General features: G+C 55.8%; 19 protein-coding genes and 3 pseudogenes. 10 read left to right on the plus strand and 12 right to left on the minus strand.

Annotation, left to right across the window (positions count from 1 at the left end; all coding sequences use genetic code 11):
- Positions 1 to 29: 29 nt before the first annotated feature.
- The 4 genes from N8E89_RS24880 to N8E89_RS24895 all read right to left on the minus strand — a co-directional run bounded on the left by N8E89_RS24880 (position 30) and on the right by N8E89_RS24895 (position 5269).
- Complete coding sequence (locus N8E89_RS24880) at positions 30 to 581, minus strand: SIS domain-containing protein (RefSeq protein ID WP_262262474.1); 552 nt, start codon at positions 579 to 581, stop codon at positions 30 to 32.
- 77 nt (positions 582 to 658) lie between these two features.
- The gene (locus N8E89_RS24885) at positions 659 to 1978 is read right to left on the minus strand and encodes an ABC transporter substrate-binding protein (RefSeq protein WP_262263323.1); all 1320 of its coding nucleotides are present in this window, start codon (positions 1976 to 1978) and stop codon (positions 659 to 661) included.
- A 34-nt stretch (positions 1979 to 2012) separates the two neighbouring features.
- Positions 2013 to 3053 (minus strand): zinc-dependent alcohol dehydrogenase, encoded by a 1041-nt coding sequence (locus N8E89_RS24890; RefSeq protein ID WP_262262475.1) that lies wholly within the window; start codon positions 3051 to 3053, stop codon positions 2013 to 2015.
- A 443-nt stretch (positions 3054 to 3496) separates the two neighbouring features.
- Positions 3497 to 5269, minus strand: a complete 1773-nt coding sequence (locus N8E89_RS24895) for an SLC13 family permease (protein WP_262262476.1) — start codon at positions 5267 to 5269, stop codon at positions 3497 to 3499.
- A 348-nt stretch (positions 5270 to 5617) separates the two neighbouring features.
- Here N8E89_RS24895 and N8E89_RS24900 point away from each other — a divergent pair, with 348 nt between their 5' ends.
- Positions 5618 to 7105, plus strand: a complete 1488-nt coding sequence (locus tag N8E89_RS24900) for a S10 family peptidase (protein ID WP_410010464.1) — start codon at positions 5618 to 5620, stop codon at positions 7103 to 7105.
- Positions 7106 to 7177: 72 nt separating this feature from the next.
- Here the strand turns inward: N8E89_RS24900 and N8E89_RS24905 are convergent, their stop codons facing one another.
- The 3 genes from N8E89_RS24905 to N8E89_RS24915 are packed head-to-tail and all read right to left on the minus strand — an operon-like array spanning position 7178 to position 8864.
- Complete coding sequence (locus N8E89_RS24905; RefSeq protein WP_262262478.1) at positions 7178 to 7438, minus strand: hypothetical protein; 261 nt, start codon at positions 7436 to 7438, stop codon at positions 7178 to 7180.
- 32 nt (positions 7439 to 7470) lie between these two features.
- On the minus strand, positions 7471 to 8043 hold the full coding sequence (locus tag N8E89_RS24910) for an alpha/beta hydrolase (protein ID WP_262262479.1): 573 nt from the start codon (positions 8041 to 8043) through the stop codon (positions 7471 to 7473).
- Positions 8044 to 8078: 35 nt separating this feature from the next.
- Positions 8079 to 8864 carry an alpha/beta fold hydrolase gene (locus tag N8E89_RS24915; protein ID WP_262262480.1) on the minus strand — a complete coding sequence of 262 codons (786 nt, stop codon included), beginning with the start codon at positions 8862 to 8864 and terminating at the stop codon, positions 8079 to 8081.
- A gap of 426 nt (positions 8865 to 9290) precedes the next feature.
- Between N8E89_RS24915 and N8E89_RS24920 the strand changes: the two genes are divergently transcribed.
- Positions 9291 to 10565 carry a helix-turn-helix transcriptional regulator gene (locus N8E89_RS24920; protein ID WP_262262481.1) on the plus strand — a complete coding sequence of 425 codons (1275 nt, stop codon included), beginning with the start codon at positions 9291 to 9293 and terminating at the stop codon, positions 10563 to 10565.
- 110 nt (positions 10566 to 10675) lie between these two features.
- A complete protein-coding gene (locus tag N8E89_RS24925) occupies positions 10676 to 10828 on the plus strand; it encodes a hypothetical protein (protein ID WP_262262482.1) in 153 nt (50 codons plus the stop codon).
- A gap of 101 nt (positions 10829 to 10929) precedes the next feature.
- Here N8E89_RS24925 and N8E89_RS24930 read toward each other — a convergent pair whose 3' ends face one another.
- Together N8E89_RS24930 and N8E89_RS24935 are read right to left on the minus strand one after the other, a co-directional pair.
- Entirely contained in the window at positions 10930 to 11397 is a 468-nt protein-coding gene (locus N8E89_RS24930) for a hypothetical protein (RefSeq protein ID WP_262262483.1), read from the minus strand.
- A gap of 882 nt (positions 11398 to 12279) precedes the next feature.
- Positions 12280 to 12729 (minus strand): SRPBCC family protein, encoded by a 450-nt coding sequence (locus N8E89_RS24935; protein WP_262262484.1) that lies wholly within the window; start codon positions 12727 to 12729, stop codon positions 12280 to 12282.
- 215 nt (positions 12730 to 12944) lie between these two features.
- On the opposite strand from N8E89_RS24935, the gene N8E89_RS24940 reads away from it, so the two are divergent.
- From N8E89_RS24940 to N8E89_RS24955, 4 genes and pseudogenes are all read left to right on the plus strand, one after another.
- Complete coding sequence (locus N8E89_RS24940; protein ID WP_410010416.1) at positions 12945 to 13925, plus strand: adenylate/guanylate cyclase domain-containing protein; 981 nt, start codon at positions 12945 to 12947, stop codon at positions 13923 to 13925.
- A 46-nt stretch (positions 13926 to 13971) separates the two neighbouring features.
- Positions 13972 to 14052 (plus strand): annotated as a pseudogene (locus N8E89_RS24945) (AraC family transcriptional regulator); the annotation flags it as partial.
- A gap of 165 nt (positions 14053 to 14217) precedes the next feature.
- A pseudogene (locus tag N8E89_RS24950) lies at positions 14218 to 14962 on the plus strand (SDR family oxidoreductase).
- A gap of 636 nt (positions 14963 to 15598) precedes the next feature.
- Positions 15599 to 15958, plus strand: a complete 360-nt coding sequence (locus N8E89_RS24955; RefSeq protein ID WP_262262485.1) for a hypothetical protein — start codon at positions 15599 to 15601, stop codon at positions 15956 to 15958.
- 288 nt (positions 15959 to 16246) lie between these two features.
- Here the strand turns inward: N8E89_RS24955 and N8E89_RS24960 are convergent, their stop codons facing one another.
- From N8E89_RS24960 to kduI, 3 genes are read right to left on the minus strand one after another with little or no spacing between them, the layout of a single operon-like run.
- Complete coding sequence (locus N8E89_RS24960) at positions 16247 to 16588, minus strand: cupin domain-containing protein (protein ID WP_262262486.1); 342 nt, start codon at positions 16586 to 16588, stop codon at positions 16247 to 16249.
- Positions 16589 to 16600: 12 nt separating this feature from the next.
- Positions 16601 to 17365 carry a 2-dehydro-3-deoxy-D-gluconate 5-dehydrogenase KduD gene (kduD, locus tag N8E89_RS24965; protein ID WP_262262487.1) on the minus strand — a complete coding sequence of 255 codons (765 nt, stop codon included), beginning with the start codon at positions 17363 to 17365 and terminating at the stop codon, positions 16601 to 16603.
- A complete protein-coding gene (kduI, locus tag N8E89_RS24970; protein WP_262262488.1) occupies positions 17362 to 18207 on the minus strand; it encodes a 5-dehydro-4-deoxy-D-glucuronate isomerase in 846 nt (281 codons plus the stop codon). The genes kduD and kduI overlap by 4 nt, the downstream gene beginning before the upstream one ends.
- A gap of 329 nt (positions 18208 to 18536) precedes the next feature.
- Between kduI and N8E89_RS24975 the strand changes: the two genes are divergently transcribed.
- From N8E89_RS24975 to N8E89_RS24985, 3 genes and pseudogenes are all read left to right on the plus strand, one after another.
- A complete protein-coding gene (locus tag N8E89_RS24975) occupies positions 18537 to 20141 on the plus strand; it encodes an ABC transporter substrate-binding protein (protein WP_262262489.1) in 1605 nt (534 codons plus the stop codon).
- A 75-nt stretch (positions 20142 to 20216) separates the two neighbouring features.
- Positions 20217 to 21234, plus strand: a pseudogene (locus N8E89_RS24980) (ABC transporter permease).
- Positions 21231 to 22139 (plus strand): ABC transporter permease, encoded by a 909-nt coding sequence (locus tag N8E89_RS24985; RefSeq protein ID WP_410010417.1) that lies wholly within the window; start codon positions 21231 to 21233, stop codon positions 22137 to 22139. The pseudogene N8E89_RS24980 and the gene N8E89_RS24985 overlap by 4 nt, the downstream one beginning before the upstream one ends.
- Positions 22140 to 22145 lie beyond the last annotated feature (6 nt).

Consider the following 22145-nt stretch of genomic DNA (forward strand, 5'->3'; position numbering starts at 1 on the left):
TCCTCATCTGGTACAAAGCGCCCGGACGTTCATTCCAGATTGGTATGATTGGCGCGCATTGTCTCGGGCGATATGGCGAGCCGTTCCTTGAGTTTTAGAACGATCACCTCAAAGAGGACATACTGCGCACCTTCAAATAGCGAGCCCATCGGCAGAACGGAAGTGCGTGCGCCCCGATCATCGGCCATCGTCTGCGCTGGAATGGTCAATACGTGGTCAGCCCGCCCGGCAGCTTCGCCGTTGGGCTGCGCTGTGACCACAAGGGTTTTTGCGCCAGCTGCCTTGGCCTCCCCCATTAATCCGAGCACAGTTGAGAAGCTGCCGGGACCGGCGGAGACGATCAGCAAGTCCCCCTTGCCGACAGGCGGCGTTGTCATATCGCCGACCACTGACGCCTTGAGCCCCAGATGGAAAAGCCGCATGGCGAGGCCCTTGATCTGCAACCCCTCGCGGCCAACGCCATAAAGCGCGATGCGTTCGGCATCGCCGATTACATCAACGGCGGCATCGACTGCCTTTTCGTCGATACGATCAAAGACAGCCGATAGGTCCTGGAGAGCCTGATTGTATAAGCTGGACAACGCTGCCTCCTGAAGCTTTGAGCAAGGGAGCGGAAGAAATTTCTTCCATCCCCCTCCTTCAACACAGCAACACTGACTTACTGCAGCAGTTCCTTCTTACCGTCATAGTAGCCTTCCTTGCCAAGGATGCTCTCCATGCGGGTGCCAATCTCTTTGGCGCCGGCTTCGGTGGTAACCTCACCCAGCATCATCTTGGAGCCCCATTCGGCGACCACCTCGGATATTGCTGGCCAAGCCGGGAATCGAGGCCGGAATTCAGGCACACCTTTTTGCCAGGAAGCGACCATAGGCTCGACGAACTTATACTTCGCCTTGATGTCTGCCTGCTCATATATGGACGTTCGCCCCGAAACACCGCCGGCTTCGACATAGGGCCGGGCGATTTCCTCTGATGTCGCCCACTGAATAAAGAGCCAGGATGCTTTCTTCAGATCATCGGGAGCCTGTTGTGCGACGGCAAGAGAGAAGCCGCCAAGGGCGGGCAGTCTTCCGGCAGGGCCAGCTGGTTCTGGAGCTACGCCCAGACAATCACCAAGCTTGGACGTCGCCGGATCGGTCAAGGTGCCGTAAAAGGCAGACCATTCGGTGATCATGGACACTTGTCCTTGGGCAAGTGCGTTGACCGCTTCCGCGTGATCGAAGCTGACAATGCCAGGAGGCATATATTTCATCAGCTCCTGACGAAATGTCAGACCCTTTTGGCTTTCCGCACTGAGCAGATTGGACTTGAATTCCTTGGTCAGAAGTGATCCGCCAAATGGCCACAAGACCCGCATGAAGCTATCGGCGGACTGCGTTTCACCTCGCAGCGACTGCAGGGCGAATGCATAGCGATTCTTGGCCGCGTCCGTCAGCTTCGGAGCGTAGTCCTTCATCAACTCGTCCCAGGTCGCGGGCGGTTTTTCGAAGCCTGCCTCTTTCAACTGGCAGGAATTATAGAACAAAAGGCCCGAATAATTGTCGAAGGGAAGTCCATAGGTCTTGCCGCCCCAAGAGCCGAACGCATCAAGCAACAGCGGAAAGAAACCCTCAAGCTTCAGATTTGGATCGGTGATGGACTTGTCTGCGGTAAACTCATCAATGGGCGCGATCCAGTTGTTTTCGGCAAATTCACCAATCCAGACAAGGTCGACCAGAGCAATTGTCAGATCGCCGTTGGAGGTGAAGTTGAGCACCTGTTTTTCACGCGTGTTCTCATAGGGCACAATTTCGTAGTTGACCTTGATCCCCGTCTTCTTCTCGAACTCCGGCAGGAGCTTGATAACGGCGCGATAGCCTGGCCGATCCAGGAAAATCACGTTGATCTCTTTGCCCTTGAAGGGTTGGGCCGCAGTCTCAAGCCAATCTGCAGCGAGCGATACGGACGGCAACGATATGACGCCGGCCAAAAGCGCCATCGCGCTTAGTGATGCATATAAAAGCTTTCTCACGTCATCCTCCCAGTTTTGAAAAGCCTTTCGGGTAGATCAGACTCTTGATGTATCCTGGCACATTGTCCGCATGGTTGCGAAATGTATCGGGAGCCTCGTCCAGACCGACTTGATGTGTCACAAGTGAAGTGACATCGACCTTTCCTCCAGCGACGAGTTCGATTGCGCGCGGATAGACCTCTCCCATCCGGCGCGCGAATTTGATCTTGAGCCCGCGCCGACGCGCTTCGGCAGCAGGCAAGGTGTAGGTATCGCCGTCAGGTATGCCAACAAGCACGATGCGCCCGCCAATCTTTGCAGCAACGACCGCGTCACGGAAACCAAGTGGTGAATTGGTGGCCTCGATGACGAGTGGCGCGCCTGCACGATCCGTCCATTCACGAATATCGTCAACTGAAGTGCCCGTGCGGGCGGCGCCAAGTTGCCCGGCCATGTCACGGCGGTGCTGCAGTGGATCAACGGCGAGAATCTCGCCGGCGCCGGCGGCTTTGAGGACCTGAAGTATAAGGAGGCCAATGGGACCGCAACCGACCAGCGCCACCCGCTCCAGGAGTCTGGGCTTGGCAAGATCGACAGCATGAATTGCAACACCCAAAGGCTCAAGCATGACCGCTTCGAGCGGGGTGAAATTCTCGGGCAATGGCACAATCTGCGATGATGGAACCCAGATCCGCTCCGTCATCGCCCCGTTGAAAGGCGGAGCTCCGATAAATTCAACATTGGGGCAAAGATTGGCATAGCCTTTTTCGCAATACTCGCAATGCCCACAAGCACGGTTCGGGTCCACTGCCACAAGCGATCCTTTGACCAGCCCAAGATCATCAAAATCTTCGCAGAGATAGCCGCCAAATTCGTGTCCTGGAACAAACGGTTCTTTGACCACGGCAGAGCCGATCCCACCATCCTTGTAATAGTGGAGATCGGAACCACACAGCCCCACGCAAGCCACGTCGATAAGCACCTCGCCAGGTTGCCCCTCACGAAGGTTGAAGGGGGCGACATAGGCATCGTTGGCTCCACGGATAAAGAGGGCGCGGCTCATTTTGGGGTTCCAAATGCGGTAAATCGAATTGCATCATACAAATGTAAATTGAATGTTTCAAGTGTATTATGAAGGGAAGTCACGGCTGTCAAAAATTGCCGCAAGCCAGCCGCTACGTTTGGGGTTCGCGCTCCCGCTGACCTTCGACGTGGAAAGGGCAGTAATTTCAAACGCGTTGAGCCACTTTCTCTGGGACGCAAGACTTACGTTTAATGTCAATTATTTATATGGTATTCTTCATACAGCTGGTGAATTGACAGGCGCAGTTGGTGTTCGGTATCAGGAAAAGTCCGAATGAACCGAAACGAACACGGGTTCTGGCGCTTTGGCATGTCGCTGGCTGTGGAGCACGATACAACGCACTCCCGCAGAAGCCTGTCGCTTCAGGCACACAACCACAGATTTTGAGGAATGCGCTCAAAGTGCAAAGCGACAAACTGTCGTTACGTGAGTGGCCAGAACACCATCAATGCTGGCACCGCCGTCAGCACGATAATCAATGATAGCGGCAAACCAAGGCGCGGATAGTCACTGAACCTATAGCCGCCGGTGCCCATGACCAGCGTGTTGCATTGGTGGCCGATCGGTGTCAGGAAATCGCAGCCCGCGCCGATCGCCACGGCCATCAAGAAAGCTTCCGGCTTAAAGCCGAGGGTGCTGGCGAAGCTCGTAGCAATGGGCGCCATCACCAGTACCGTTGCAGCATTGTTCAAAAAGGGTGTAACCGCCATTGCGGCCACCAGTATGAGGGTCAGTGCGCCGAAGGGCGGCAACTGATGGGCGACCTGTGTGAGCCAGTAGGCGATCAGATCGGTGCCGCCCGATGTCCGCAAGGCGTCACTAACAGGTATGAGGGCGGCGAGCATAATCAGTATCGGGCCGTCAATGGCCCCGTACACCTCAGACAGTGGAATAGCACGAAACAGGACCATTGCGACGGCGCCGGAAAAGAATGCAATCGAGACCGGAAGCAGACCGATTGCCGTTGCTCCTATCGCACACAGCAGGATGAAAAGCGGTATGAGCCCGCGCCTGACACTTCCCAGCATGATCGTCCGTTTTGCCAGCGGCAGACATCCGAATTCGCGTAGTAGCGACGGCAGCACACTGCTTTGCCCCTGAAGCACAATAACGTCGCCAAACCGGAAGGTGATTTCGCCCAGACGCTGCTCGATCCGTTCACCATGACGGCTGACTGCCAGCAAATTGACGTTATACTGATCGAACATGGCAAGTCGCTGCGCTGACATATCGATAAGCGGCGAGTGTTCACCGATGACCGCCTCGATGGCCTCGATTTCGGCCGATTGCTCCTTATCGGATGGGAACCGGTTACTCGACAACTTCAGCCGCCCCGCCATGACGATGGCGTCGAGCGCATGCGGGTTACCCTCAAGCACCAATACGTCACCTTCTGCCAGTACAGAATCGGGAAGCGGTGTAACGCGGTGATTGGCCCGAACAATAGATGTTACCTTCGCGCCACCCTCGGCCGGCTTCACCAGATCCATCACCGTCTTGCCGACCGCTGCAGAGTCCTTCGCCACGGCCGCCTCGGACACATAATTGCGAATTTCGATCGCTTCGGCGACAGAAACGGTTTCGCGCGTCCTTTCCGGTACAAGCCGGTAGAACAACACCAGATAAATGATCCCGGCAGCAGCCAGCGTCGCGCCAACGGGCGTGAAATCAAACATGGAAAAACTTTGTCCAACCATTTCCGCACGTACGCGCGAAACCACAATGTTTGGCGAGGTGCCGATTTGGGTCATCAGACCGCCGATCAGTGCGCCGAATGCCATGGGCATCAGAAACACGGACGCCGATACATTGGACCGTCGGGCAAACTGAAAGGCGATTGGAATCATGATTGCCAATGCCCCAATATTTTTTACGAAAGCCGACAGGACAGTTACAATGAGCACGAGTACGGCAAGCTGGGCCCTGACGGAGGACAGGTCCGGCACAAAACGCTGTACAGCCGCTTCCATCAGGCCGGAGCGCGCCACGCCGGCACTCACAACAAGTGCACTGCCGACGATAATGACGATTTCATCGCTAAAACCGCTGAACGCCGCCTCAAGGGGCACGATCCCCACGGCGAGAGCTGCAAGGAGCGAGCACATCGCCACGATATCATAGCGAACACGCCCCCAGACGAAAGCAATCATCATCAAGCCGATGACGGCGAAGGCCAGATATTGTTGCGTTGTCATGGAGTCTCCCGTCTCTACGAATGTCGATAGACCAGGAACGCTCTTGGCTCAATGAATTTTCCTGGCGCGGCTCGAGCGCTTGACCGAGCAATTCAATAGCGGGCGATCAGCTGAGAAACACATTTCAACGCGCGCCTCTACAACAGTGCTTGAAAGCAGATCAAGATGTATTGAGTTCCCTCCTCCAGGCAAAAAGCCATACACTCTGGTGATTTCCTTACGGGAGGGTTGAGATTGTCTTTAAATCGCACCATTGCATGTCTTGCAGTCGCCTTTGGGCTTGCGGCTTCTCCTGCCCTTTCGCAGAACGATGCGCGGCAAGACAGTGGGGCGAACGCGCACAATGCGATGATCTCGCAATCTCAGCCGTCTTCCGGGAAAGCAGCCCCGCAAAGGACAAACGGCATCGCTTCGACAGGAATTTTGAGCCTCCTGCCGGCGGATTCGGTTACTGATCACATCCTAAAGATCAAAACACAGGATCTTGCCTATAGTGCAAAGGCTGGCACGCTCGATCTCTTCGGGCAAGATGGCGCGCGATCTGCCAAGATTTTCTATACGGCCTATGTGGCGCGCAATGGTCAATCGGGGCGTCCCCTCACCTTTGCCTTCAACGGCGGACCGGGGGCCGCTTCAGCCTATCTTCATCTTGGGCTGGTTGGGCCACGCATTCTCGATTTCGGTCCGAGCGGACACGATGGTACCAGCCCCACCCTCGTGGATAACCCCGATAGCTGGCTGGAATTCACCGACCTTGTGCTGATTGATCCCGTCGGCACGGGCTGGAGTCGTGCAGCAAACGACAGCGTCGCTTCGAATTTCTATGGCGTAAGCCAGGATGCGGAGAGCATCGCCAAGGCGATCGCACTCTACGTCAATCACAATGACCGCATGGCTTCGCCGAAATACCTGCTTGGTGAGAGTTATGGAGGATTTCGCGCGGCGAAAGTTGCCTCCGCACTGAAAGATGGCCAAGGTATTCTTGTCTCTGGAATTATCATGCTGTCGCCATTGATCGAGGGGCAGCTGTTGTTTGGGGCGAGCCAATATCCGCTGGGCGCGGCCCTTCAACTTCCCTCACTTGCAGCCGCAGAAATGGAACGCCGAAACACCTTCAGCACGCAGGCGATTGAAGAGGCGGAAGCATTTGCCATGTCCGACTATCTTGTGACGCTTGCAGGACCCGAGCCCTCAGGAAAAACGGCAATAGACTTCTATGCGCGGGTTTCGCAATTGACCGGCATACCCGAAGCGGTGGTAAGCCGCACGCGCGGCTTTCTCACAGACGCTTACGTCAAACACTCGAAGGGCAACGAATTCGAGGTGGTCAGTCCCTATGATGCATCCTTTGCCGTTGCAGACCCTTATCCTGAGTCCGATGCGGACCGAAGCAGCGATCCGGTCCTTGACGGGTTCACCCGCGCCTATGGGGCGGCCTTGGCCAGCTACGCCCGCAATGAACTTGGTTTCCGCACGGAAATGACCTACACGCTGCTTGCCAGCGATGTAAATGAACGTTGGGAATGGGGCCGCCGTGGCCCCAATGGCGGCGCGCGGGCCCAAGCGAGCGCGACGGACAATATTCGCGACCTGCTTTCGGTTATACCATCTTTCCGCGTGCTGGTAGCGCAGGGCTATAGCGATGCGATAACGCCCTATGGAATCAGCAAATATGTCATCGATCATCTGCCGTCATCGCTCGCAGCGGGCCGGGTTGGCCTCAAGCTTTATCGTGGTGGTCATATGTTCTATACGCGGCCAAGCTCACGCCATGAACTGAGCTCAGATGCCAGGGCTTTTGTTTTGGCAGCGACTGGAAAAGCGCATGGGGAATAATGGAGCGTGGGGCTTGCACGCTTGACCTTCGCCGGACAAACAATCTCGCATCCGTCTTGGGCCGGCACGCGTTCATTTTATTGCAATGCTGATGACCATATTATTATGGGTCTCGCAGACATAGCTCGCACCACCCGTCGCCTTCCCCTCAACCGTCACACGATTGCCTCTTGGATTGAAGGTCGCTGTCGGTGCGGAGACGGGTTTCAGGTTCTTTTTCGCAAGTGCTGTCGTGCACGCGACAACAGACCGTTGTTTCTCGGAGGCGGCCTGCGCGCCAACGCTGAATAAGGCAGTGCAAAGGGCCACTACCACGACCAGACATTTTCTCATGAACCCCTCCAAAAGCTTGAGTCCAACCCAATTTATCTGTGCAACATTGATGGCAGCACCGATACAGTCATGAGTTCATCGGTATTGTCATCCTCGGGTACTGAAAATTGAGGAGCCGACATCTCCCGCACACAGGATGTTTTGATCCGGTCTTGAGGATTTGTCAGAAAGTCGGCGACCACGTCTCCACCGCATTTCGTGGCATCAATCACATCATGGCCAACGCCGCGAAACAGTACCAACTGACTGCGCCCCATGCTCCTTGCCAAGTCCTCTGCCCAGGTCGAGGGAGTAGCCGGATCATACTCTCCTGCTAGCAGCAGGACTGGAACCTCATTTTTCTGGCGCGGTCCATTTGGTTCGACCGATTTTGCAAAGGGCCAAAGCGGACAAGCCCAATTGTAGAAATTATCCCGCGCCCAGCTCTCCAACAGCGCAAATTTTTTCGGCGTCGCTGCAGGAGGCATGCGGTCACCGCATACGACCGACAAATGCATACCATCGGCGAACGCGCGACTGTCTTCCTTCATGTCGTAAAAGCTGAGCATCTGGGCAAGCGGTCCATAATCCTGGTCCGCAGTCTGCCGGATCAACTGGGGTAACATTTCAATCGCGCCCCGATCATAGAATTGATTGAATATCAATTCCAGAAAGTCGGCTCCCGACACCCGCGTGAACACAGTTGAGCGGTCCTCTTTTTGAGCCGCAGCAACATTGGTTCGGCATCCAATTGTTGCACAATCTCGTTGATCAATGCCTTTATATTTCCAATGCCACCGCGGCAGTCGCGGTGCGCTGCACAATCCTTATCAAGTTTATTTAGGACCCTGTCCAAATTCGCAGCATCATGATCCACGTAGTTGACGTCGAGCGGCAGCGTTGAATCGAGCACTGCGGCAATGATCTCCTGGGGATGATGTTCCAGGACGTGCAAGGCAACCTTCGTTCCGTACGAAATGCCGAACAGCACCCATTTTTCTATTTTGAGCGCCACACGCAAGTCGTGAATGTCGGCAGCGTTCTCGCTGGTATTGTAGGCGGCCAGATCAATGCCCTTGCCGATCAAATCATCACGGCATGCCTCTACTTCGCGTTTTTGCGCCAGCTCAAAATCGAGGGGGTCATTAGCGTGTGATATAATTCCATTCCAGACCGCAGGACTGTAGTGTTTCGAACAGCTCAGTGACGGTTCCGACAGGCCGGCGCCCCGCTGGTCCAATACGACCAAGCGGCGCCCGCGTAACCATGCGCCATTGTCGATGAAGCTCCACCATTCTTCGATGTCACCCTTGCTCTCGATCCGCGCAGCTTGACCCGGTCCCCCGCTTAGATAGACAACAGGCTCATGCCGCTCGCGATCCGGCTCGAAAATAACAACCGCCAACTTGATAACGGCGCTGTTTTCTTTGGTACGGTTTTCCGGCACCACCAGATGCCCGCACCGCATATCGCGATCCTTGGGGACGGTGAACCAGCATGTGGTCTGCTTGAATTCCGCTTGCATTGCAGAAACCGGACCCGCAATCAGCACGATGACGAGCAGGATGAGCCAAAACAGGCTTCCGGCAGGGGCGGTCCAGTCGGACGGTTGCAGACAGATTTTGGATTTGATCGCGCGCATCGTCACCCCCAATACTCAGACCGCTTTCATTATCCGGTGAAATGGCGGTTTTCGAAACACCCATTTGGGTGGCATTGCCGGTCATCTTTTAGGATGCATCGCCGTGGCAGCGGTCCTGCCGGCTTCTGTGCCCAACCGCAGTGTTTGGTTGCTGCCTCGGCAGGTGACGCCGCTATCTCAGTTGTGCAACTTACGTATATTTGACTAGGTGGCCTGAGGGATTTGTCCCTTTTGGTCTATTTTGTCGTGAAACAACGTTGGGTATTGTCATGGTTCCGCACTGGTTTGCGTTTGGCGGATGGAGGGGAAGGCGTGCCGATGGGACAGGACCGCCTGACGGACAGGGTTGGAAGATGGCCTGGCCCCGTCTACGACGAGAAACGCGTTGCTACTATTGGCAGCGCCGTTGCTGAGGCAATCGACGCGGCGGCGCTAGGGAGCGCTGCGTGGGACGAGGTTCCGCGCGTGCTGGGGGAGGCATTCCCCGGATCGTTATGCTCCCTCCTCAATCACAATGTTGCCGAGAACAAACTGAATTTTCAGGCAGTGCACAATATAGACCCAGAATTCCTGAAATCTTATGCGGAACACTACGCTCCATTGAATCCTTGGATCTCCTTGTGGCAGAGGGTCGAAAGCGGAACCGTACTGATCGCCGAAAGAGACTGTCCTGCACGTCTGTTCTCCGATACCGAATTCTACAATGACTGGCTTCGTCCGCAAAACATTGAGGCGGCGGTCGGTATCAAAGTTGAAGGATCGCTGCGAGAAGTCATCCATCTTCCCATGCACTATCCGCTGTCCAAAGCTGGCACATATGATCGCGCCGCGGCGGAAGTCTTCGCCCGCATACGAGGACACCTGCGAAGGGCGGTTGATCTTGGTCACCTGCTTCGGAAACGAACCGAGGACGCTATGGCCGGAGCCGCCTTGGTAGAACGTGCCTGCTGCGCGGCCTTTGTCATTGATGGCGACCGGCAGCTGCGTGAAGCGAACCAGCGGGCTGTTGACCTGTTTTCAGAAGGTTCGGTGACTGTGCTGCGGCGCGGCGGCGTGTCCCTCGCCGATACCTGCGCCGACAAGCTGTTCCGCAATGAGATTTCTGCGCTCTCCAAAGGGTTGCCGGCGACATTGTCCCGAATTCCTTTGTGCACGGATCACCGTAACTGGCAAGTTTCGCTTGCGCCGCTTCCCACCATGTCAGGGGCTGCAAGCGGCATCCTGTCCCTTTTCCCGATAAGGCCGATGGTCCTCGTCTCGATCCGGGATTTGGATGCGCGCGTCCGCGATCCTGGCGACTTGTCGGCATTTGCCCTACAGTACCGGCTAACTCGCGCGGAAATAGCGTTTTGCGAACGGTTAGCCGATGGGCACTCGCTTGCTGAAGCGGCCGATATGCTCGGCATCAAGGTTGAAACAGCGCGCGACCGTGTCAAATCGATATTCCATAAAACCGGAACGCATCGACAGGGACAACTTGTGGCGATGCTTGGTGTGTGCATGTAAGGCTGATGTTTCAGGCACAATCCTACTCTCTGGCGTATGGCGACTGGGTGTCGGCAGATTGGAACAATGTTTCCAATAATCGGTTATCTCCAAAATAGGAGGCAACGACAATGAGCGAATATCTTTGGGTTCTGGCCCTCGTTGGCGTGCCGGCCGTCCTTGGTGCAGCAATTGCATTCGGCATGATGTTTCGGAGGCGATTGTCCGGAAGTGATCGCCAAGACAGTGCGATCGACAGGCTGTATCACGATGCGACCGAATAAATAGTTGGAATGGTTAGAAGAAAATTCCACGCCAGGAGCGGTGCCATTTCCGGCATTCGTTTCCCACACCTGAAGCGGAGACCTTAACTTTGATCAATGGGTTAATAGCGGAACGCGGCAATGCTGTGTTCCGTCGTTCCAATCAGTTGAACAACGTTCCATCCGGTTAAAAATCCCTGAATGTTCAGTGGAGCGCCAATTTGAACAAGACCAGTATCGATATTCACTGCCATGGGGGTGGGCTCATGATGCATCAGCAAGAAATTCGATCCGGCACCCACACCTATCCAGCCCGCGTGGCCATTCGTTGCGGCCACGAATTCTACTGTTGATGGCTCACCGTAGGCAACGAACCTGCAATTCTCTAGCTCAAATACGGGGTCATTTGATGGTGGCGAGAACGCCTTGGATGCGGGATCATCGAGGTTGAGAATGTACATGTCTTCATTGTCTGCCTCGCCCCAACCGAAGACCAGACCTGGAAAAGAAACCCCGTGCCGTTTAGCGATAACAATACTGCCAAAAGGGACATTTTTTGCCTTTTGAAAATGACCGTTCGATCGAAACATCTTAACGCTCCCCTCCTCAGAAATACTCTTGGGCTGAGCAGTCATTGGAGCAAGCCTTTGTTTCTGAACGATGCCAGCGCGCGCAAATCTTACAATTGATGTAAGCGTTCAGAGATTGCATCCACGCCAAACCTTTATTTGTCCTCGTCAATCTCACCCCGGCAGTTTGCAACGAAAAGAGGCTCGGGGCTCGGGAAGCAGGCCGAGCCTCTTGCTGGATTCTAACACCAAACTGCTAAACTGTCCTCCCGTCGCCATGTCCAGTCAAATCAAAAAGCAGGAAAGATGTCGGCGCCTTGCGCATACTCACGACGCGCGCCTAGCAAGGCGACATTTTGAATTCCAACCTGTCCAGCCGCCAAGCACAGTTCACCCGCGCTCCCCCGCTTCATCCATGGAATTTTGGCTCTCGCGGCCAGGCCAACTGCTTATGGGCGTGGGTTGGCTGGCCACGCATGCGCAAAAAGAAAGCCCTCCCAACAGCTGACAGGGAGGGCGTCAGAATAACGGTGTTTCCACTCCTGTATTTTAACTCTTAACCAAGGGAATACGCAATGAAAATGCATGGTGAAAGAAGGTTCCTTTTTTGCAAGCGAGGGATTCAGTATGTGAAATAATTGGAGCAAAGCTGACGCCGTTAGGAAGCTTTGAGAAACGCGGCTTGCCTCAAGCTCCGGCCCTGACTGAATAAAAGCTTTTCAGGGGAGGACGACAACTGGGCGATCTTGTTCGCCTGCACGTTCGCACAACGCCGGTCCAGCGGTTGTACGTCTTTTGAACTGGCACCCAAGGTACCACAGTATTGAAGCACTCGGGCGCCCCGTTCGGCGAAACCGAGCAATCGCTCGCCCGCCGCCGGTCGAAATCTCTATCGGCTTGCGATTATCGTCGGGCCTTCGCATCGACAGGTCTATCCGGTCCCGGGTCGCCTCCCGCCGCGGCGACGGCCAGCCGGCGCAAATAGTGGTTCCAACCCTTCTCGTGGTTGGCGCGTTCCTGCTCGTCGGGCAACCCGGCATGGGTAAAGCGCACCAAGGTGCCCCCATCCTTCTCGACAAGGTCGATTTCGATCAGGCCCGACCCCGGCGGCACATTCTCGTGCCCTTCCCAGCCGAAACTGTAGGCCAGGCGGTGGACCGGGATCACCTCCGTGAACTGCCCGCGGGCCGTTTGTGTGTCATTCATGCTGAGGAGATAGATGCCCCCGGGATACGGCTCAACCGTCGCCTTCGTACCCATCCAGCGCAGGATCTTGTCGGGATCGGTGAGGAAGGCGAAGACCGTTGCCTGCGGGGCTGCGATCTCGATCTCACTGCGATATGTCTCGGTCATGGACTTCCTCCCAGCTAAGGCACTGTCGTACCGGCCTTGGGGCAATCTAAGCCAATCGAGATATCGCGCAAGAAACAAAAAATCGTGACAGCTTGCGGGCATCGCTGCATGATGACGCGTATGCAACTGCCATCTGTTCTTTCCTTCCTGATCGACGAGGCGACCGATGTTCCGGACGGCGACAAGCTTTCCTGACAGCGCTCGCTGCACGGCTTATGGCCGACGGTGTGCCGCTGGCCGGTGGCGCTCTTACCCAAGCCGCCCCCCACCCACTCATCGAGCGGCGGACCTGGCTATGGCGCGCCGACACGGGAAGGGTGATTGAGGCGCTGGGTTTGGCCAAGCCTGCCGATCCCGAACATGCGGATATCGCTGGTAACTGGCTGACTGGCCTCGGTAGCGGTCTTGTGCAGGAGGATATAGTCGGCAGCCCGGCAAATGGTGCCGTGCTTGGCTGGACCTCAACCCGGCCGTTCAGCGGGTTCGAATCGGAGCTGCTGCGAGAGGTTGCGCGCTTTGCCGCTGCGCCACTTGCCTTGCTGGCCGCGCGCTCGACGCTGGCGGCGCTGCTGACGGCCTACCTTGGCCGGCGCAGCGCGGCACAGGTGCTGGCCGGCCGTTTGCGGCGCGAGCCCGGTGAGACCATAAAGGCAGCCCTGCTTTTCGCCGACCTTCGTGGCTTCACCGAGTTGTCGGAGTCGACCGAGCCGAAGGAGGTGATTGCCGCCCTCGACGCCTGGTTTGACCGCATCGCCGGTGCTGTCCATGCCTTCGGCGGCGAGGTTCTAAAATTCATTGGCGATGGCGTGCTGGCGATCTTTCCAATGGGCGAGCGTGATGCTGCCGCCGCATGCGAAGCAGCGCTACGCGCCGTTGTCGCCGCACGCGCCGGGATGGATCACCTCAATCGCGCTCGCGCTGCGCAAGCCGTGCCGCCTCTGTTGTTCGGCACGGCGCTGCATCTCGGCGAAATGCTGTGGGGGAACATCGGCACAGCGGACCGGCTCGATTTTACCGCAATCGGCCCCGCGGTGAACCTGGTGAGCCGGTTGGAGGGCCTTTGCCGGCCGCTTGGCCACACAGCTTTGCTCTCGGGCGCCTTTGCAGCGGAAACGACGCAGCCACTGACCGCACTGGGCCAACACACGCTGCGCGGCATCGCGTCGCCGTGCACGGTGTTTGCGCTGAAGGAGTGAAATGCCGCGCTTCTTTCGCAATCCCTCGCCCCGACCCCACCAATGACTCGATGTTGGTTACTCCAGCCCCAGCCATTTCGCGCAGGTATTTCGCCGCGCAGGAGGCGTCTCGCCCACGGATTATCGCGGCCAGCGAGCCCGCGGGTCATCCCGCGCCCATTTTGAGCAAAAGTCCGACAGCTCGAGCAAGAGTCATAGCGACGGCCGTGCCGATCTTCCTGACGTTGTCTCGTCAACAGCAAGCCACTGCCCCGACAACGCTGGGGGTGGCAGAAGCACATAGGAGATTGTCATGACTATCAAAGGACAAGTCGCACTTGTCACCGGGGCATCCAGCGGCATTGGCGCAGCAACTGCACTCAAGCTCGCGGAAAACGGCGTCAAGGTCGGGTTGGCGGCGCGCCGCATCGATCGACTAATGGACCTGCAAATCAGATCCATGCAGCGGGCGGCGCAGCCATCGCCATCGAAATGGATGTGGTGGATGAATCCTCCGTCGCCGCCGGCGTCGATAAACTGGCAAGGGAATTCGGCACCATTGACATCGTCTTCAACAATGCGGGTTGATGCCAGTTTCGGACGTGGAAAGCCTCAAGACAGACGAATGGCATCGTATGGTCGACCTGAATCTCACAGGCTTGTTGACTACGACGGCTGCTGCGTTGCCCTATATGACACGACAGGCTTCCGGTCACCTCATCAATACATCGTCTATTGCCGGCCGCAAGGTGTTCAAAGGCCTGTCGGTATACTGCGCGACAAAGCATGCAGTCGCCGCGTTTGGTGACGGTTTGCGCATGGAACTTGCGCCCAAACACAACATCCGCGTGACCTGCATCCAGCCCGGCGCGGTTGAGCCGGAACTCTTTGAACATATCTCGGACAAGGACTATGCGGACCAGATGGAGGGACTTAAAGACCAGATGGAATTTCTAAAGGCAGCTGACATTGCCGAGACGATCTTGTTCGCCCTCAATGCCCCCCAACACGTGAATGTCGCCGAACTATTCGTTTTGCCGACCCAACAGGCCTGGTAACTAACGTCCAAAAACCTGACGTCACAGCGCGCACCTTCCGGCAACAATCGGAGCGGTGCGCGTTGCTGGTCAGCGCCCGTCCGTAGCGAAGGCTGCGTGATTAGCAGAGGAGAGATCAGCGAAGATCTTGTTGCCTGACCGCACCCGTTTTGCTGCAGATAAAAGTGTGCTCGCCGCTCTCAATATTGCTGCTGCAGCTGTCCGGATGAGGCTGCTCAACTCGACCGCTGGATATGATTGTCGATGCTGCGATCCAGATATCGCGATTGCTGGGTTACCCACCTCTGCGACCAACGCTCCGATCATCGTAGAATCTGGGCGGCGGGTCGTATTTCACCTGTCCTGCAAAACCATTGGCTTTCTTGTCGGCTGCAGGAACCGCTCGCGACGCAATTGGCGGCGTAACTTCAGGACTTCCGAGAAATGGCCGCGGCCAATGACAGCCGGAAGAAGAGAGCGTCCGAGCGTATACTTGGGCGGCTGGCGCTAACGACAATCGCATCATCGGCTTGTCGTGCCGCCAAAGAGGTTCTAAATCGTATCTCGCCAACTTCGCACCGCAGGTTTGCCCAAATATTGACCATTACCGGCGACCCGCTTCACATACGCTATCAGTTGCCAAGAGGAAACGTCTCCATGAAAATCGCCGGACTTGTCGCCATAGGAATCCTTTGCGTATCGACGGTTGAGACGTATGCCCAATCGGCAGATCAGATCAGGCAGACCGCGATGACCGGTGCACAGGTTTCTGGCGGAGTCGCCCGAATTGCCGCCGATATCTGTCAGATCGACGCTAAATTGATTGACGCCTACAAGGAACGAGCGCGCAGCGCATATGCTGCCGACCAAAATTTTGAAGGCAACTGGATCATCGGCTGGAACAACCAGCAGGGTGCCATCGACGATATTTCGAAGTTGCAGGCAAATAGTCACGATCAGTATGCACTTCGCCGGTCGGAAACCTGCGCACGGATCCGTAGCGAGATGAAGTTGTGACAAAGGTCAAAGGATGTGCGGCAGGATAGGCCGAACTGACCGCCGAGGGGTTGACCGCTTCTGGCAGGCCGCAATTCGGTTTTTGCCACGATGAACTGCGCACGCTATGGCGAGCCGCGACCGCTGCGCGACGCACAGTAAAAGTACGCCTATCTGCCAGGCAGGACGGCGAGCCAGAGATATTATTGCCCGCCGGTCCCGCGTCGATCATACCATTCGCGTCCTGGCCCCCGCAGAGTTTTGGAGGTGGCGGAAACGATCTTGCGCTGGCTCTCTGCAAAAACGAGGTCATGCGCCAAGGAAATCCGAACGGAGCGGTGTGAAGGTGTCAACCAAGCGGCCTTTTTCCAGTGCTTTGACCCCATGCAGCGCACCGGACGGGACGATAAAACTCCCGCCCTTGCCAATAACCGCTGACTTGCCGTCTATCGTCACCTCAAAGCGACCTTCGGCAACGTAGCTTGCTTGCACATGCGGGTGCGAATGCATTGCACCGATTGCGCCTGCTTCGAAGTCAAATTCGACCTGCATCAATTCATCAGTGTAGACAACAACGCGGCGGCGGTTGCCGTTGTCGAGGACTGTCCAGGCCACTTCATCTGGCTGCGCGAATAATTTGGTATTTGACATTTTTTGCTTCTCCTATCTTGCCAGCCAGCCGCCATCGACTGGAACGACTGCGCCATGCATGTAATGTGAGGCCTTGGCCAACAAGAACACGGCAGCATCCCCGATATCATGAGGGTCGCCCCATCGTCCGGCCGGTATGCGGGAAAGAATTGCTTCATTGCGTTGAGGATCGCTGCGAAGCGCTTGCGTATTGGCGCTGACGATATATCCAGGCGCAATCGCGTTGACGTTAATGCCTTTCGCCGCCCACTCGCACGCCAGCAAGCGCGTGATGCCGACAAGACCTGATTTGGAGGCAGTATAGGAGGCCACCCGTATGCCACCCTGAAAACTCAGCATCGAGGCGATATTGACAATCTTGCCGCGCCTGCCTTGTGCGACGATATTCTTGGCAAGGGCCTGAGACATGAAGAAAACGGATCGTAGATTGACATCCATGACCTCGTCCCAATCCTCAAGGCTGAAGTCAAGCGCGTCCGCGCGCCGGATAATCCCCGCATTGTTGACAAGCCCGTCAATTGCCCCCAATTCCTGCCAGATTTCCTCGACGACACGGATCGCTTGTTCCACATCACGGAGATCGCAAAGGACTTGCGTGAATTTGCCCCCGGTCGTCTCAACCATGCGGGCAGTTTCACTCATGTCTGATCGTCCGACACCAACAACGGATCCACCTGCTCGCGACACTGAGACTGCAATACCCTGGCCGATCCCGGTATTTGCCCCGGTCACCACAATGGTCTTGCCTTCAAGACTGAAGGAACTGAGCTCCGTCATGCGAGTTCTCCAACTGCAACGGGATCAACATCGGTGTAATCCACATTGTCCCCGGCCATCGCCCAGATAAAAGTGTAGTTGGACGTACCGGAGCCGGAATGGATTGACCAGCCGGGTGACAATACTGCTTGCCTGTCGGCGACAATGAGGTGGCGTGTTTCTTGGGGCTCGCCCATCAAATGCACGACACGCGCATCATCCGCCAGGCCGAAATAGAGATACGCTTCCGACCGGCGGTCGTGTACGTGCGCGGGCATGGTGTTCCAAACGGACCCTTGTGCGAGTGTGGTCATCCCCACGACCAGCTGGCATGTCTTTGCGCCTTCTGGATGGATGAATTGAAAGATTGATCGCTGGTTTGAAGTCGCCTGTGATCCCAGATCCACCCTTTTCGCATCATTGATACCAATGCATTTCGTTGGATGAACTTGGTGAGCTGGCGCGCTGATAAGGTAAAAGCAAGCGGCTTCTTCCTGCGACACGGATGTAAACCGCACATCGACGGCCCCCATTCCGACATAGATCATGTCCCGGTGACCAAGTTCAAAGCGCTGCCCGTCGACAGTGACAGTGCCGGCCTTGCCGATATTGACCACAATCAGCTCGCGCCGATCCAAAAATTTGGCTGTCCCTGTCGGCTTGATCGTTTCGAGCTTCAGTTCCTGCGTGACCGGATTGGCACCACCAATTATCATCCGATCATAGTGCGCGTAAGTCAGATTTATCTGATCGGGACTAAATAAGTCCGTCACAAGAAAATTGGCGCGAAGCTCACTTGTTCCGAATTTCGATGCTTCCGCGGGGGACACCGCAAAGCGCGACGTGAAAAACGTTCCAGTCATACTATCTTTCCTTTCACAGAGGTCATTTCGCCCCGACCAAATTCATTATCGGCCAGTTATGACCGTTAGTGCAAGATCCGATCCCCATCATTTCATACATCCTACTACGCGGCGCCCTTTGTTCAATTGTTCACACAACACTCTGATATATCTACATAATCAGCCATGACGGTTCAAAACGAACGCCGCACCTAGCTTCGCAATTCTTGATAGATTTGACACCACTTGTAAGATGTCATATGTTTGAAATCAAGTTGCAGGAGGCAACTTTTCAATCATTCACGATATGGCCAGCAATTTTTGAGGCCGCGGGAGGAGGAGCTCCATTTATGAATGTCCTTACAAAGGCTTTAGCGGCCGCAATGCTTGGTACAGTTGCGTTTGCAACGCCCTCACTTGCCGAGACACCGCCCAACCAGCTTGTGGTTGGTTTTTCCATGTCGAATATCCTGACGCTTGATCCAGCAGCAATCACGGGCAAAGAGACTGTCCAAGTTCTTGCCAACATTTACGAGGGATTGGTTTCGCTCGATCCGGTGAACCGTTCGCAGGCCAATCCTCAACTTGCCGAAAGCTGGACAATCAGCGAGGACAGTTCAAAAATAACGTTCAAAATGCGCGCCGGTGCCAAATTTGCCTCGGGCAATCCCGTAACGGCCGAAGATGTCGTATGGTCATTCAAACGGCTGATGAAGCTGAATCTGGCCCAGGCATCCTTCCTGAAGACCCATGGATTTTCAGCCGCCAACGCGGACGCAAGCTTCACCGCCCCTGATCCCTCAACGATTGTCGTCACGCTTCCCAAGAAGGTAGATCCGCAGATTATCGTGTTGACGCTGGGCATTGTCGGACCGGGCTCGGTCCTCGACAGCAAGACGGTCCTGGCAAATGAAACAAATGGCGACATGGGAAGCGCGTGGTTAACCACGCATTCTGCTGGATCGGGACCGTTTGTCCTGCAGGATTGGAAATCCAATGAGCGGGTGCTGTTGAACCGCAATGACGCTCACTGGGGCAAAGAAGCCGGCATGCGCCGCATTATCATGCGCCACCTGCCTGAATCACAAAGCCAGCGCTTGATGCTGGAAAAAGGTGACATCGACATCGCGTTTTCAATGTCTGCGGCGGATTTAACCGCCCTGCAGTCCAACAAGGAAGTTGTCGTACAATCGATCCCTGGCAGTGGATTTTACTATCTTGCCGTGTCGATGAAGGACGAAAAATTCAGCAAGCCGAAAGTGCGCGAGGCGCTGCGCTATCTCATTGATTATGAAGGCTTGAACGCGACCGTTCTTCCCTTCTTTGGCAAGCCGCACGATCGCCCCATTCAGACGGGCCTTCTTGGGGTGCTTCCCGATGCCGGCTACAAGCTCGATGTCGAAAAGGCAAAAGCTCTGCTGGCCGAAGCGGGATATCCTGAAGGATTCGCCACGACATTACGTGCCCTATCGGATGCGCCGTTTCTCAATCTTGCCACCGCCATTCAAGCAAGCTTGGCGCAGGGAGGAATCAAGGCTGAGGTCATTACAGGCTCTGGAGACCAGATTTACGGCGCAATGCGTGAACGCAAATTCGAACTGATCGTGGGCCGCGGCGGCGGCGGCCAGCTCCCTCATCCTGACTCCAATCTACGCGCCATCGCTTATAATCCCAACAATGCGGACGATGCCAAACTGACCAATTTTCAGGGCTGGCGAACATCGTTTTACGATGAGAAGCTGAACAAGATGATCGACGATGCTCTCATTGAGACCGACACCAAACGCCAGGCGACCAGGTATGGTGAAATACAGACCTATTATGCGGACATGATGCCGTCCATCCAGCCGTTTTCTGAAGTTGTCGATTCGGTAGCGTCGCGCGCGGATATTAAAGGACTGGCTCTCAATCCGTCCTGGTCGACAGACCTTAGCACCATCACGAAGGCGCGCTGACTTCAATCACGGCTGCTGCCGCACCAGGACCAAGGCGTGACAGCGGCCGGACATACTAACGCAAGAGACATTCATATGACTCACGAACGTGTTTACGCCGGAGTACGCCAAGTTGCCACGATTTTGGTGACGCTGTTCGGCCTTCTTGTGCTTACCTTCTGTATCGGTCGCCTCATGCCGGTCGATCCGGTTCGTGCGATTATTGGCGAGGAAGCAGACGCTGCGACTTATCGCATGGTCGCGGAACGTCTCGGCATGGATAAACCTGTTTACGAACAGTTTTTACGCTATCTCGGCGATATCCTGACCGGCAATTTCGGCGTGTCGATCCGCACCGGCCAATCGGTGATCAATGACATCGCCCACGTCATGCCCGCCACAATCGAACTTGCCACATTCGCAATTATCTGCGGTGCCGGTCTTGGAATACCACTTGGAATCCTCGCGGCGGTGCGCCGCAATCGTTTGACAGACCACGTTATTCGCGTTGTGACTTTGCTTGGACATTCCATGCCCATTTTCTGGATAGGCATGATAGGCCTCATCGTCTTTTATGCGGCAGCTTGGCCTTGTGGGTGGCGGCGGACGAATGTCAGACTACAACATCGGACTTGTTCCAGAGACGACCGGATTCCTGTTGATTGACGCCGCTTTAGCGGGGGACTGGGACGTTTTCCATGACGCGGTCAATCATCTTGTTTTGCCTGCAAGCATACTCGGCTACTCATCGATGGCCTATATCACCCGCATGACGCGCAGCTTCATGCTGGATCAATTGAACCAGGAGTATGTGGTCACCGCAAGGGTTAAAGGCCTCTCCAACAGCCGGACGATTTGGTACCACGCGTTCGCCAATATCCGCGTACAACTCGTGACTATCGTGGCCCTGGCCTATGGAAGCCTGCTTGAGGGAGCTGTGCTGATTGAAACAGTGTTCTCGTGGCCTGGCTTCGGACAATACATGACGAACAACATGCTGGTCGGCGACATGAACGCTGTCATGACCTGCGTACTCATTGTCGGCATCATTTTCATCTGCCTGAATTTGCTTTCCGATCTCCTTTACAAAGTGTTCGATCCGAGGACGCGATGACAACCAAGAGCCTGTACAATCCCAAAGCCATGTCAACGCCAGGTATATCCGCGCGGTTTTCTGGACCGCTGAAAGCACTGGGCGCCGTTTTCAAACGGCTATCGAGCGACGTGTCGTCGTGCTTCGGCCTCGTTGTCATTGCCATATTGGTTCTAAGCGCAATCTTTTCTCCGTGGATTGCAACCCACGATCCAAATCTCGTCAACCTGCCCAATGCGCTTCGGGCCCCAGATGCCGTCAATTGGTTCGGTACGGACGAGCTGGGGCGTGATATCTTCAGCCGCATTGTTCATGGCACCAGAATAACGCTGTCGATCATCACGATCGTATCGATTGTTGTTGGACCAGTTGGTCTTTTGGTGGGGACAACCGCGGGTTATTTCGGCGGCTGGTGCGACACAGTCATGATGCGGATCACCGATATATTCCTGTCGTTTCCCGGATTGATTCTATCACTTGCTTTCGTTGCAGCGTTAGGCGCGGGGCTGGAAAATGCGATTATCGCAATTGCCTTGACTTCCTGGCCGCCGATTGCCCGACTGGCGCGAGCCGAGACCCTTACATTTCGGTCGGCCGACTATATTTCGGCCGCGCGCATGCAAGGCGCTTCGTCGATACGTATCATCGTGAAATCGATCATGCCGATGTGCCTCCCTTCGGTTCTTGTCCGGATAACTTTGAGTATGGCAACCGTTATCCTGACCGCCGCCGGCCTCGGTTTTCTTGGTCTGGGCGCGCAACCGCCATTGCCCGAATGGGGGGCGATGATTGCAACAGGCCGCCGGTACATGCTTGACAGCTGGTGGCTGGTCGCATTTCCGGGCATGGCCATATTGTTGGTAAGTCTTGCCTTCAATCTACTGGGCGACGGGTTGCGCGATGCTCTCGACCCCAAACAGCGTTAGGGAGAA

Source organism: Phyllobacterium sp. A18/5-2 (genome assembly GCF_025452215.1).
Lineage (GTDB): Bacteria > Pseudomonadota > Alphaproteobacteria > Rhizobiales > Rhizobiaceae > Phyllobacterium > Phyllobacterium sophorae.

Bases quoted from the DNA above. Each gene is read 5' to 3' on its own strand.
- N8E89_RS24925 (WP_262262482.1), top strand. From the start codon at position 10,676: ATGAGCGAATATCTTTGGGTTCTGGCCCTCGTTGGCGTGCCGGCCGTC.
- N8E89_RS24900 (WP_410010464.1), top strand. From the start codon at position 5,618: ATGATCTCGCAATCTCAGCCGTCTTCCGGGAAAGCAGCCCCGCAAAGG.
- N8E89_RS24910 (WP_262262479.1), bottom strand. From the start codon at position 8,043: ATGTTACCCCAGTTGATCCGGCAGACTGCGGACCAGGATTATGGACCG.
- kduD (WP_262262487.1), bottom strand. From the start codon at position 17,365: ATGACGGAGCTCAGTTCCTTCAGTCTTGAAGGCAAGACCATTGTGGTG.
- N8E89_RS24885 (WP_262263323.1), bottom strand. From the start codon at position 1,978: ATGGCGCTTTTGGCCGGCGTCATATCGTTGCCGTCCGTATCGCTCGCT.
- N8E89_RS24935 (WP_262262484.1), bottom strand. From the start codon at position 12,729: ATGACCGAGACATATCGCAGTGAGATCGAGATCGCAGCCCCGCAGGCA.
- kduI (WP_262262488.1), bottom strand. From the start codon at position 18,207: ATGACTGGAACGTTTTTCACGTCGCGCTTTGCGGTGTCCCCCGCGGAA.
- N8E89_RS24895 (WP_262262476.1), bottom strand. From the start codon at position 5,269: ATGACAACGCAACAATATCTGGCCTTCGCCGTCATCGGCTTGATGATG.
- N8E89_RS24905 (WP_262262478.1), bottom strand. From the start codon at position 7,438: ATGAGAAAATGTCTGGTCGTGGTAGTGGCCCTTTGCACTGCCTTATTC.
- N8E89_RS24985 (WP_410010417.1), top strand. From the start codon at position 21,231: ATGACAACCAAGAGCCTGTACAATCCCAAAGCCATGTCAACGCCAGGT.
- N8E89_RS24930 (WP_262262483.1), bottom strand. From the start codon at position 11,397: ATGTTTCGATCGAACGGTCATTTTCAAAAGGCAAAAAATGTCCCTTTT.
- N8E89_RS24955 (WP_262262485.1), top strand. From the start codon at position 15,599: ATGAAAATCGCCGGACTTGTCGCCATAGGAATCCTTTGCGTATCGACG.
- N8E89_RS24890 (WP_262262475.1), bottom strand. From the start codon at position 3,053: ATGAGCCGCGCCCTCTTTATCCGTGGAGCCAACGATGCCTATGTCGCC.
- N8E89_RS24960 (WP_262262486.1), bottom strand. From the start codon at position 16,588: ATGTCAAATACCAAATTATTCGCGCAGCCAGATGAAGTGGCCTGGACA.
- N8E89_RS24975 (WP_262262489.1), top strand. From the start codon at position 18,537: ATGAATGTCCTTACAAAGGCTTTAGCGGCCGCAATGCTTGGTACAGTT.
- N8E89_RS24940 (WP_410010416.1), top strand. From the start codon at position 12,945: ATGGCCGACGGTGTGCCGCTGGCCGGTGGCGCTCTTACCCAAGCCGCC.